General features: G+C 37.0%; 9 protein-coding genes. 5 read left to right on the top strand and 4 right to left on the bottom strand.

Translation table 11 applies throughout. From position 1 onward, the window contains the following. Positions 1 to 118 precede the first annotated feature (118 nt). Together I5677_RS00305 and I5677_RS00310 are read left to right on the top strand one after the other, a co-directional pair. On the top strand, positions 119 to 2,269 hold the full coding sequence (locus tag I5677_RS00305; RefSeq protein ID WP_197659559.1) for an ABC transporter substrate-binding protein: 2,151 nt from the start codon (positions 119 to 121) through the stop codon (positions 2,267 to 2,269). Between the two features lie 266 nt (positions 2,270 to 2,535). Then, positions 2,536 to 4,605, top strand: a complete 2,070-nt coding sequence (locus I5677_RS00310) for a beta-glucosidase family protein (RefSeq protein ID WP_197659560.1) — start codon at positions 2,536 to 2,538, stop codon at positions 4,603 to 4,605. A 180-nt stretch (positions 4,606 to 4,785) separates the two neighbouring features. Here I5677_RS00310 and I5677_RS00315 read toward each other — a convergent pair whose 3' ends face one another. From I5677_RS00315 to I5677_RS00325, 3 genes are all read right to left on the bottom strand, one after another. Beyond that, positions 4,786 to 5,895: an Ldh family oxidoreductase gene (locus I5677_RS00315; protein ID WP_197659561.1), complete on the bottom strand. Its 1,110-nt coding sequence runs from the start codon at positions 5,893 to 5,895 to the stop codon at positions 4,786 to 4,788. Between the two features lie 218 nt (positions 5,896 to 6,113). After that, entirely contained in the window at positions 6,114 to 7,550 is a 1,437-nt protein-coding gene (locus I5677_RS00320) for an MFS transporter (RefSeq protein WP_197659562.1), read from the bottom strand. 251 nt (positions 7,551 to 7,801) lie between these two features. Continuing rightward, complete coding sequence (locus I5677_RS00325) at positions 7,802 to 8,305, bottom strand: GNAT family N-acetyltransferase (RefSeq protein WP_197659563.1); 504 nt, start codon at positions 8,303 to 8,305, stop codon at positions 7,802 to 7,804. A 273-nt stretch (positions 8,306 to 8,578) separates the two neighbouring features. Here I5677_RS00325 and I5677_RS00330 point away from each other — a divergent pair, with 273 nt between their 5' ends. Both I5677_RS00330 and I5677_RS00335 read left to right on the top strand, forming a co-directional pair. Next, positions 8,579 to 9,397 (top strand): DNA-3-methyladenine glycosylase family protein, encoded by an 819-nt coding sequence (locus I5677_RS00330; protein WP_197659564.1) that lies wholly within the window; start codon positions 8,579 to 8,581, stop codon positions 9,395 to 9,397. A gap of 181 nt (positions 9,398 to 9,578) precedes the next feature. Then, positions 9,579 to 9,956 (top strand): hypothetical protein, encoded by a 378-nt coding sequence (locus I5677_RS00335; RefSeq protein WP_197659565.1) that lies wholly within the window; start codon positions 9,579 to 9,581, stop codon positions 9,954 to 9,956. Between the two features lie 193 nt (positions 9,957 to 10,149). On the opposite strand, the gene aspS is transcribed toward I5677_RS00335, so the two are convergent. Continuing rightward, entirely contained in the window at positions 10,150 to 11,475 is a 1,326-nt protein-coding gene (gene aspS / locus I5677_RS00340) for an aspartate--tRNA(Asn) ligase (protein WP_197659566.1), read from the bottom strand. A 763-nt stretch (positions 11,476 to 12,238) separates the two neighbouring features. On the opposite strand from aspS, the gene I5677_RS00345 reads away from it, so the two are divergent. Further along, entirely contained in the window at positions 12,239 to 12,976 is a 738-nt protein-coding gene (locus tag I5677_RS00345; protein ID WP_197659567.1) for an SDR family NAD(P)-dependent oxidoreductase, read from the top strand. The last annotated feature ends 2 nt before the right edge of the window (positions 12,977 to 12,978 follow it).

A 12,978-nucleotide genomic window follows, 5' to 3' on the forward strand; every position in this document is an offset into this window, starting at 1 on the left:
AGGATTTCATCTATACAAATACATATGTATAAAATTAGTACATATTTTCATACCGGATCTATGGATTATACAATAATATCTGATATAATCAGTATATATACTATATTTCGGAGGAACTATGAAAAACAGTAAACTTATCATAATGATGATTTTCATGATTATATTGCTTGTCGGATGCGGTTTTAGAAACAATACATCCAAGGTAGCTATGGGTCGCTATGCGGAAGAAAAGATTGAACTTCCGGTGCAGGTAAAACAAATGGATGAGTCCGTTTTAACTATACTTAAGAATCCTATGGGAGTGATTGAGTTATATGCGATTAATTATGAGACAAACCAATATACAAAATATAACTATGCTCAGAAAGGTCAGTGGGAAAGAGAGATACCTGCATGGGCAGACAAGAAAGAACTTAAAGACCGAAGTATTTATCTTATGAAATATGGAAAAGACAACAAGCTATATGCAATCGCTAAAAATAATGATATCGCTCAGGGAAACGTCAGTATATACGAGATTACAGACAGCAATAGGTTGCAAAAAATCGTAATTAAAGATTTGACTTTAAAAGATGAGATAGGCAAATATCCATATCCATCCGACTTTGAGATTATGGAAGACGGAGATATTATTTTATTAGACAGATATACGGGAATGGTTAAGGTATATGATAAAGAGAGTGGTAAGAGACTTCTTCGGTTTGAGGCAGGAATTAATGGAGCAGTTGCGGCAACAGGCCAGGATATTATTGCTGTGAACAAGGAATATAATAAACTTCTTGTTATGAATAAGCAATCCGAAGAACTAACGAATGAAATAACCATCAATACGGATGATGACATTTCTTTTGTCGGTAATATATCAATCGGGACAGATCTTTTTGGCAGAGTATTCGTTGTAGATAAAAACGGTCTGTCGTCTGTAGATAAAGGTGGCGCAATTATGGAAACACTAATTAGTGGTTCGGCTGCTTCCATGAGTATACCATCCTTATCCATTCAAAATATAACTAAGGACGAAGAAGATACTTATTTCGTGCTTTATTTGGACTATAACGGTACGTACGAATTCATTCAATATAAATATCATGAAGATTTACCCGCTGTTCCTGATATTATACTTACAATCAGTTCCATAGAAAAATGTGATATCATTCAACAAGCCAGTATAAAGTTTCAACAGGTTCATCCTGAGGTTAGCATAGATTACCGTATCGCGAAAAACGGAGAGACTTCCTTAGAATTAAAAGATTATATTGCGGCGTTAAATTCAGAGATTATAGCAGGAAAAGGTGCAGATATCATAGTCAGTGATTACCTTCCTACAGACGCCTATATTAAGAAAGATATTTATACTGATTTAAGTAGTGTATTATTACCTATGGTGAAGGACAATAAAATATTCGGTAATATAGTGAATCATTATACAACAGAGGGAAAGATCTATACTTTTCCCATGAAAATCGCACCCAGTATCTATGCCGGTAAAACTAAGGTCTTAAGGGAAACAAAAACCATGGAACGGTTGCTTGAATATTCGAAGATAAGCGATAGGGCAATCATGGGAGAACGTTTAAATCAAGATCAGTTAATTTATTCTTATTTTCGGTTGTTTTATCAGGATATAGTTGATTCTAATGGAAAACTTAATATGGATAAATTGGAGACGTTTTTATTACTACTGAAGGAACTGGACTGCTACAATCCGAATTTAAGTTATGAGCAATGGAATGAAAATTCAAGGCTTCTGGAAATGATACAAAATCGTGCACAATTAATCACAATGGATTTGGCTGGGTTAGAGAATTTTCTTCTTTTGGAGGAAGTATCAAAATTAAATTATATATATAAAACAGCCAGATTTATGTATAAGCCTTATGTAGTCGTTGGAATTAATAAAGAGAGCAGAAATCAGAAGCTAGCTAAGGAATTTATTACAATGCTTTTATCAGAAGAAGTTCAAAAAAAACATGTTGGACGGGGCCTTCCTGTAAATCAGGTAGCCTATTCCTATTGGACGAATGACTCAGAGAAGATTTTACAGGGAGGAACGGTCATCGATCCGATATCCGGCAGCAAATTACAATTTTCCTATCCCGCAACACAGGATCAGATCAACCGATTAAAAGCAATGATTCAAAATCTGGATACACCAATCAATTACGATGAAGCTATGTATCAATATATATTAAAAGAAAGCAAATCTTATTTAAAAGGTGAGAAAACAATAGAAACTGCGGTAAGAAATATAATGCGAAATGTTAACTAGAAAATGTATCCCATAGGAGTAGAAACTGTAATCTGACATGCAAAAAACTGTTATATACATTGAAGATATGATTAATTAATGTTATAACTGTTATGAAGGATAATCCAGAATAAGATAGCATTGCTAATAGGAAAATAGAATTATGGATAGCATAACTATTAACTGTGAATTTATTACGAATTGGATTATTAATTTATCTTATTAACATAAGTGGCAGGCCAAAGGTTTTGTTTGTCCTGCAAATATAAAACAAGGAGTGACATTATATGAAGTGTACTAAGGAATATCGTCTTGGATTTACGGAAAAAGCGAAATCGATTTTGAAAAATCTTACACTTGAGGAAAAGGTTTATCTTATGAGCGGCAGAATGAGTTTGGCGCAGGAGATGGAAAATATTAAGACAGATCCGGATAATCTGCATTATAACTATGTCCCTTACCCTGCCGGAGGAATTGAGAGGGTTGGTGTTCCCCCTATGTTGTTCTGTGATGGGCCGAGGGGGGTCGTATGCGGGAATGGAAAAACCACCTGCTTCCCGGTATCCATGCTCCGAGGTGCCAGCTTTGATGTTTTACTGGAGGAGAAGATAGGACATGCCATTGGGAAAGAAATTAAAGCCTTTGGTGGCAATTTGTTTGGTGGGGTATGCATAAACCTTCCTTATAATCCCGGTTGGGGAAGAAGCCAGGAGACCTATGGAGAGGAATCTTATCATCTAGGACAGATGGGGGCTGCTTTAGTCCGAGGCGTACAGGAAGAGGATATTATTGCATGTGTAAAACACTATGCATTTAACCAAATGGAAAATTCCCGTTTTAAAGTAAGCGTTGAATGTGATAAGAGAACTGAGAGAGAGGTATATCTTCCTCATTTTAAGGAATGTATTGATGCTGGGGCAGCCAGTGTGATGAGCTCCTATAATCTGTACCATGGAACCCATTGTGGACATCATGATTATCTTTTAAATGAAGTTTTAAAGAAAGAATGGGATTTCGATGGCTTTGTAATGAGTGATTTTTACTGGGGTGTCAAAGATACAGTGGAGGCTGCAAACGGCGGTCAGGATATGGAGATGGCGCATACCGTATTTTTTGGTGATAAATTAGTTCAGGCTGTAAAGGATGGTAAGGTTTCGGAAGAGAAGATTGATGAATCGGCGCTAAGAATTATCCGTACTCTATTAGCATTTACAAGCCAGCAGGATACGCAGTGTAATTCCTCTGTACTTGCATCCAAGGAGCATATAGCCCTTGCACTAGAAAGTGCCAGAAAAGGCATTACTCTGCTTAAGAATGAAAAACAGATATTACCCTTAGATAAAAAGAAAGTGAAGAAGATTCTTGTTCTGGGAGCTTTAGGAGAGGCTGAGCCAATTGGTGATCACGGTTCCAGCTGGGTACGCCCTCCTTATGTAATATCGCCGGTGCAAGGACTTAGTATGGCAGCACCGGATACGGAAGTAATTTTTGATAAGGGTGAGGATCTGGATAGAGCTAAGGCTCTGGCTAAGGAAGCTGATGCTGTAGTCTTTGTGGTAGGTTATGATTATAATGATGAAGGTGAATTTGTATCCGCAGAAGAAGCGGAAGGTTATACCGGCTCTATGGGTGGCGACCGAAAATATTCCCTTGGTCTTCATCAAAATGAAATTGAATTAATTAAATCAGTTGGCCCGGTAAATGATTGTTCTACGGCCGTATTGATTGGTGGTAATACAATTATGATCACGGAATGGATGGATTCTGTCGGTGCAATCATCATGGCTTATTATCCCGGCATGGAAGGTGGAAGAGCACTGGGTGAAATCATATTTGGAGATATCAGCCCCAGTGGAAAGCTCCCATATGTATTACCCTATCAGGAGAGTGACCTGCCACAGGTAGACTGGGAAACCACCAAACAGCATTATGATTATTATCATGGATATGCAAAATTGGAAAAAGAAGGCGTGAAACCACTCTTACCTTATGGCTTTGGATTATCCTATACGACCTTTGAGGTATCGGATGCAACCTTTAAGGCAGAGGGTAACCAAGTATATGCTTCCTGTAAGCTTAAGAATACAGGAAACAGAGAAGGGGCAGAAGTTGTTCAGATGTATGTAGGCTTCTCAAAATCCTCCATAGATCGGCCTGTTAAGCTGCTTCGCGGCTTCACCAGAGTAAATCTTGTCCCCGGAGAAGAGATGATTGTAACGCTGTCTTGTCCTACAGAGAAGCTCTGTTATTATAATGAAGAGACGAACCAGATGGAACTGGAAGCAATGGAATATGAAGTATATATTGGTACCAGTTCAGACAATAAGGATTTGATAAAAGGATCTGTTAAGTTATAACGTAAGCAATTTAGCTAAACATAAAGAGCATGCTACTGGCTGTTTGTTGCAGCCAGTAGCATGCTTTTTATATTTTTCGATAAGTGGGTATATAGTAGACTAAGATAAATACATTTTCTTGAATTTTATTGTAGGCAATACGATGTTCGGTTTAGTAATAAGATGTATTTTAAATCTTTGCTATGCTTCAAAAGGAAAACGAATCGAAAGACCCAGTTTATTCCTTACTTCGATAAATTCCTTCTGAACCTCATCTCCGATCGGAACGCCCTTATCCTTACGATCTAGCCAACATAGGTACTCTTTTTCGCCTGCTGTATAGATCCGTTCCTCACCGGGGGCAAGTTTAGAAGCCCTTAAAGCCCTGAGGATATCGCCGGTGGTTTTTCTGAAAGTATCCAATCCTAAAAAGGCTTCCGGATCGATTGCCAGGAAGAAATGACCCAGATGATACGGGCATTTTTGCCCTTGCTCATCTACGCCGGTTAACATCTTTAAGAAACTGCCCGCCTGCAGGGCGGCAGAAAGTACTTCTACTACGGTAGCATAACCATAACCCTTATATCCGGCCAGTTCTTCACCAATTCCACCTAAGGGTGCTAGGGCAGCAGATCCCTTGGTAAGGTCCGTTAATATCTGCTTACTGTCTGTTAAGGCAGAGCCATCCTGTCCGATTACCATACCCTCTGGAGTGTTTTTACCCGTTCGGGCAAAGTATTCAATCTTACCTCTCTGTGTTATACTGGTAGCACAATCAAGTATAAAAGGGAATTCTTCATCCGTTGGAAAACCTACTGTTAAGGGATTGGTGCCAAGCATATTCTCCACGCCAAAGGTAGGAGCGATAGAGGGTCGTGCATTGGTTCCTGTGATGCCGATCATCCCCTGATCTGTGGCCATGGATGCATAATAACCGGCGATTCCGTAATGGGTGGAGTTACGTGCTGCTACCATACCCATACCATATTTTTTTGCCTTATCAATTGCCATTTGCATGGATTTCTTTCCAACAATCATACCCATGCCGTCATGACCGTCTACAACAGCTGTTGTAGCGGTTTCCCGAAGTACTTCAAATTCGGTAATCGGTTTTTGAATTCCTGCCAGGATACGATCTACATAGATCGCTTTAAATCGATTACAACCGTGACTTTCAATTCCTCTACGATCACTTTCCATAAGCACATCCGCACAGGCAAGCGCTTCTTCCTTAGGAACTCCTAATTTTTCAAACGCTTGTGTCATAAACGTGCTTATCAAATCCCATGAGATATAAGGTCTGGTTTCCATTTTCAATTACCTCCTATGTATAAATTGCTGTTATTTACCATTTTAACATAGGTTGTTTTATTTGGATATAAGAATTACATAAATACCCTTTTGTTGTATAATAGAATTCATCCTATTCAATAAAACGCTCCCTTTAGGATGCGACTCACATGATAGGAATTTAACCGCCTTAGACATATATGCACACGGACGAGATGTTTAACTTCAATGTTTCACGTTTATATCTGAATTCTTCCGTCGGATCGATTGGTATCGATTTTTTCTGTCTCAATATAGTACCTGATATAGAATACTGCAGATAATAAAACAAAAAATCCAAGTATGTTAAGGACCTGTTGGGCATATATGGGTCTCCCATATAATTCAATCGGATTCCTTTGGAGAAAAGATAGTATTGCTCCGCCAACAATAGATACCAGAAATCCAAAGATACCGGATACGGAGGAGGTTATGGTAAGCCAAACCATTCTCTTCTCACTCTTAAAGAAATCCAATTGTACACCGAATAAACCGATACCTACGAATGCCCAGGCTGTAGAAGCTAGAACTGATCCGATGATGTGTAAGGGGTAAGCGTTCTCGGGTACGGTAAGTGCCATGGTCAAGAAATTCAAGCCTAAAGCGAACAAGGTATAACGAAGCATCTTTGCCATTCCAAATTTATCTGCTAAACGGCCAAACTTAGGAGTGATGTAGATACGATATAAGTTCGCGACAAAACCGATGAGCATAATAAAAGTGTAAGGCAAGGCTAATTCATTAATCTGATAGCTGGCGTTAAAGGGAATACAGATATAAAAGCCCAGGGTGAAGAGGCATTGAACTGTAAAAGCTTTTCTAAATTTACGATCGATAAATGCTCCCTTCAACTCCATGAGGATTCCCTGTTCCGTCTTATGTAAAGATTTTTCACTGTCTCTGGCTTTTTTTGCAAGGCTCCCGTGCATTTCCTTTCCATCCTGATTCACATAGGAGGTTTTCGGTTCCTTCATTTTTGAAAGTGCGATAACATTTACCATAGTGAGGATAAAGATAATAGTACCTATGATTACAAATCCAACTAATATGTCTCGGGGTTTATAATAATCCAGGATCATTCCTGCAAGCAGCATAGTGCTGGAAACAACAAATACAGCGACAGAATCCTTGATGGAAAAATATTTACCTCTTAGACGGCATGGAACCAGACTTGCGATCCAGTCCTGGGATGCCGGTAATCCGATCTGAACAAAAACCTGCCCGATAAAATAAAGAACAACGATAAGAATAGATTTTTGCATGTTACTTATTCCTAGCAGAGGAATTAGATAAATCAAAGCAAACAAGGTACGCTGTAATGCAGTTACACACACCAAAAGCTTATATTTTTTAATACGTTTCAAAAAATTAATTAAAAACAGCTGCGACAGAGCCGCAAAACTAACCAGGGACGTGATAATACCGATATTGGCATCAGAAATTCCACTGTAAGACATAATGGACGCCAAAAAAGTACCACCGGCCAATTGCACAATGGTTTGTGCTGCGCTATCGGCAGTGGTATAATATACCCGGCTTTTCTTATAATCCTTCTTAGTCTCGGGTAAGGCCATAAAATAAATTCTTCTTACCTGGCCCATCAAGTATCTATGGATAAACATGATATTATATAACATTTCTTATATAGAAACCTCCTACTTATATGAAGCAGATATTTGTCTTTACTATTCATAATCTTTAACATTCATTAAATCCTAACACATTATAAGTGATTATATCGGATAACGCAATCTGTTTTATTTAACAAAAATTACTTAGGAAGAATTTTGAGGCTATTGCATAATAAATCGGTGAAATTATATAGTAGCCCCACTATAATTTCACTAAAATTTATACTGACGAATTAACATGTTAAAACAGAAACTTCTTAATCATACTTTGATGCCAGATTTCGCAATGCGTCTTCGTGGACACGATAAACAGTCCACTTATCCATGGGGACTGCACCTAATCCTCTATAAAATTTAATGGAAGGCTCATTCCAATTTAGACAGGCCCATTCCAATCTGCCGCATTCCCTTTCCTCAGCTAATTTGGCAAGGAAGGATAACAGCACAGTACCAATTCCCTTACCCCTCATCTCAGGTTTTACATATAAATCCTCAAGATAAATTCCGGGCCTTCCCAAGAAGGTGGAGAAGTTATGAAAAAATAAAGCGAAAGCTACCGGTTTGCCATAATATTCGGCTATGATTACCTCCGCCATCTTTTGGTCAAATAAATTCTTTTTCAGAATATCTTCCGTGGCAACTACTTCATTAGACATTTTTTCATAGTCTGCCAGTTCTTTGATAAAGCTTAAAACCAAAGAGATATCTTTTTCTTCGGCAAATCTTATTTGAAGACCTTCCAGATTTGTTGTAAAATGCATAGAGTAATCCTCCTGTCTATGGTTTAGGACATGTAAAAAGTACAAAATAAACCATATTATCGAATCGTATAAAATTATTATAAACATGCTATGATACCATATAATAAACCTAATACCGTATTTTGGCAAGGTTCAAATCTATATTCTGGAGGTTAAAGAAATGTTGTTTCAGTTGTTTTATGGTTTCAAAGGGTATAATATAAGAAATAATATGAGATCCTTGAGAACTAATAGGAACAAATTGACAATTATTCTTATAGATGGGGTTATGTTATGATAATAGAATCAAATAATATAAATATAAGACAAATAGCGGAATCCGGACAGTGTTTTCGGATGAATGAGATAAAACAGGATACTTTCAGCTTGATTGCATACGGAAGATATCTACAGTTAAAACAGTTGGACGATACAGCCATAGAAATTAGTTGTAGTGGAGAAGAGTATGAATTGATTTGGAAGGATTATTTTGATTTGTCCTATGATTATAATCGTATTATACAAAAACTTATGAAGGGTAAGGATGATTTTTTAAAGAAAGCCGGAGATTACGGTAAAGGCATACGGATACTAAGGCAGGAACCCTTTGAAATATTAATTAGTTTCATCATATCTCAAAATAAAAATATACCTTCGATAAAAAAATGTATCGAGGGTATCTGCAATCGGTATGGAGAATTTAAAATCAGTGAAGAGCATTACAAAATGGGATATTATGCATTTCCTACCCCTGGTCGTCTGGCAAATGCAAAAAAAGAGGAACTAAGAGAGTTAAAGCTAGGCTATCGCGATGAATATATCATTAAGGCTGCACAGGCAATACACGAAGGCAGAATTAATTTAGATCAGCTAAAAGCGTGCAGTCATGAGGAGGCTGTTACTGCATTAAAAACCATTCCTGGTGTGGGAGATAAGGTTGCTAATTGTATTTCACTTTATGGACTCCATCATATCGAGGCTTTTCCCGTTGATGTATGGATAAATAAGGTTTTAAACGAAGTATATCAAAACAGCTTTGATGTAGAACAATACCAAGGTTATGCCGGGATAATTCAGCAATATATGTTTTATTATATGAGATCATTAAAATAAAATAATAAAAAATTAATCAAAATATAGATGTAATGACAGCATTTATTCGTATCGGCACATAATGCATGTATTCCCAAAAAGCTAAAATAGCAAGGACTTTTAAACCAGTATAACAAATTGACTCAGAGGAAAAAATAATAAAGAGAAATACTTCTCAAAAAAGTAGGAAAGGTGGGAAAACATGGATCAGGATAACAGATCACGTGACGATAGAGGTTTGGAAAATGAACGAAGAATAGACCATCTGATTAGTTTGGTGGAGCGAAAGACACGGACGGAGAGACATTTAGAGGAGCATTCCGATATCTCTGATTCACCGGAAAATATTCAGCATGCAAAAGATATCAATCAGCAAAGAGAGAACGAAATACAGAATCTAAAAAACATTATTGCTCATGGCGAGAATGCATCTAATAATTATCTGGAAAATACGGAGAAACGATTTATATTTACAGAAGGTTATCTTAATCATAATGCAGATCACATGGATGATGAAGCATTTAAAAATGCTAAAATTAAGCAAGAACATCGAAAAGAACAGATGGATTTCTTAAAATAGCTATTAATTAGTCTCAATCAAAGAAATGGTTTAGTAAACTATAAGCATATGGGAATATAACTTACCTAGGGACATGATTGATTTTGCATTAAAAAAGTATATAAATATGTCCGGCAAACAAGGAGCTACGGTGAGTTATATTCCCAATTTATCTTTTTTTTCTATAGCCTTTTGTTCTATAACTAACTTTTTTCTATGGTATCAGTCGATTAATATCCCGAGGGAATAGACAAGAGTATCTTACATTACTCTGTTCTAAAAGACGGCTTGTAAATCGTTCAAGACCAAGCCCTAACCCTCCGTGGGGCGGTACTGCGTATTTATGAAGCATTAAATAGCTATCGAATGCTTCCGGGTTCATACCGCGAGAAATCAATTTACTTAATTGCTCCCTATAATTGTGAATTCTTTGTCCTCCTGTAGTTATCTCCAATCCGCGAAACAGTAAATCAAAACTTAGGGTAAGTTCAGGGTTTTCACGATCATCCATGGTATAGAAAGGGCGTTTTTTGCTGGGGTAATGAGTAATGAATACGAATTCACTTCCGGTTCTTTTCTTTATCATTTCATAGAGAAGTTTTTCTTCTTCCGGTTCAAAATCCTCCATATCTTTCATTTCTCTGTGATATTCCTTGGCAATCATTTCTTTGGCTGTATGAAACCTAATCGCAGGGATACCTGAAATCTCAGGCAAATTAACCTTTAGAAGATCAAGTTCATAAGCATAATTACTTTTTAAGAAGTCTAGGGTATACTTAAGCATTTGAGTTTCCATATGCATCAATTCGGTATAGTCTTCCAGATAACCCATCTCAAAATCCACACTGATATACTCATTTAAATGTCTGGAGGTATCATGCTTTTCGGCCCGGTACACAGGGGCAATTTCAAAAACCCGCTCATAAACACCAACCATCATCTGCTTATAAAACTGCGGACTTTGAGCCAAATAGGCATCTCTTCCAAAGTAATCCAGCTTAAAGATATTGGCTCCGCCTTCAGCACCGGCAGATACGATTTTTGGTGTATGAATTTCTGTAAAATTGTTTAAAAATAAGAAACTTCGAAAACCACGGCAGATGCCTTCCTGAAGCTTGAAGATGGTTCTTTCTTTTTCATTACGTAGTGTAATCGGTCGATAGTCTATTAGAGTATCCATAGAGACTACCATATTTTTGTTATTAATAACAACAGGGAGTACTTGTATAGGGGAGGAGAGTATCTTAACCTTCATTAAATGTATCTCATATCCTGTTTTGGAACGTTTATCTTCAACCACTTTACCGGTTATGGTAACACAAGCTTCTTCTTTCAGTAGCTCCAATGGAAATTCAGAAAAGTCAGGGTGATAGATACCTTGCACTAAGGTGTTGTGAGTTCTTATTATTACAAAAGCAAAGCCGCTCATAGTTCTGATTTTATAGATTGCACCCTGTAATGTGACGGTAGTACCGATGCTATGAATTAATTCCCTAGGTGAAGTAGGGGTTTTAGTTTTTGTTCCATCTATTTGTAGCATATAGCTTTCTCCTTTCAAATAAACATTTTAATTATAATTGTTTATAGGTTATCAGTATAACTAGGTTATTTATAAAAAACGAAATCCATTCCGACATAATCTGTATGTCGCATAATATCACAACCTTTCAAAAAATGATAATAAAAAAACCACATTGGAATTGTAATAGCTTACAATGATACCAATGTGGTTAAGCTTTAAACTATAAATATAAATCCACATAGGCACAAGACTTTAAGCGCCTGTACCTATGTGAATTACATAGCTACAAGCGCTGCTTATCGTCGTCCCTATTCGGATTTAAGGTTAAAATGAATATCATAAAATCATCCTTAATCTGAAATTTTTAAAAGTTTATCATATACATTAAAACATGTCAATACATTTATTGGAGTATTCAAATTTATCATTGTAGGATACTCAGTTTTATCGTTTGTTGGAATACTCGATATTATCAAAGGGAATATTCAATTTATAAAAAAATTTAACTTATTGGAATATTTAATTTGTGAGTTGTTGGAATACTGAATAATAGGAATATAGATTATGTATTATATTATATAAAATTCATGTAGGATACTATAATATATGTTTGCTGGGGATAGTAATATATGGATACTCATGATATTATTACATATAGGATAAGCTGACAAAAAATCTTAAGCATCCGCCTATAAAGCCATACTAATATAGGATGTATAAAAAGAAAAGATCTGTTTAAGTAATAAAAATAATAACTCTATAAGGTAGGAGGTTTTATAATATGACAAATGTAAAAGGCAAGTGGGCACTCATTACGGGAGCCAGTAGAGGAGTAGGTTATCATATAGCACTTTTTATGGCGGAACATGGATGTAATCTTATACTGCATTCAAGAAGCATTTCCCATACGGAGAAGGTGATTGAAGAAGTAAAAGCGAGGGGTGTGAAAGCGTATGCAGTACAAGCGGAGCTTTCAGATATCAATGCTGTGAATCGAATGCTGGATGAGATAGAAGAGAAGGGTACCCATGTAGATATATTATTTAATAATGCCGCGGTTCAAATTGCATATCGGCAAGAGTATTTTAAAACGCCGGTAGAGGATTTTACTCAAAGTTTTATCATTAACACAATAGCTCCTGCTATGATATGTTATCGGTTAATACCGAAGATGGTTCAGAAGGGCTTCGGCAGAGTAATTAATACTACCAGCGGAATTAAGGATGAGCCGGAACAGGCAGGTTACTCAGCTAGTAAGGCTGCTTTGGATAAGTTTACCAAGGATCTGGGCTCCAGATTAGAGGGGTCGAATGTTATGATTAACCTAGCAGATCCCGGTTGGTGTCGTACTGATTTGGGAGGACCTCATGCTCCTAATAGCGTGGAAAGCAGTATACCCGGAATGTGTGTCGGAGCATTCTTAGATGATAAAAAGAGTGGAAGATGGATATCTGCTCAGGACTTTACTGGCATGACTCTTGAGGAGGCTGTCAAAAAAGCGCAATCGATAGAGCTTTAGAA

This window comes from Mobilitalea sibirica, from assembly GCF_015999265.1.
GTDB lineage: Bacteria > Bacillota > Clostridia > Lachnospirales > Lachnospiraceae > Mobilitalea > Mobilitalea sibirica.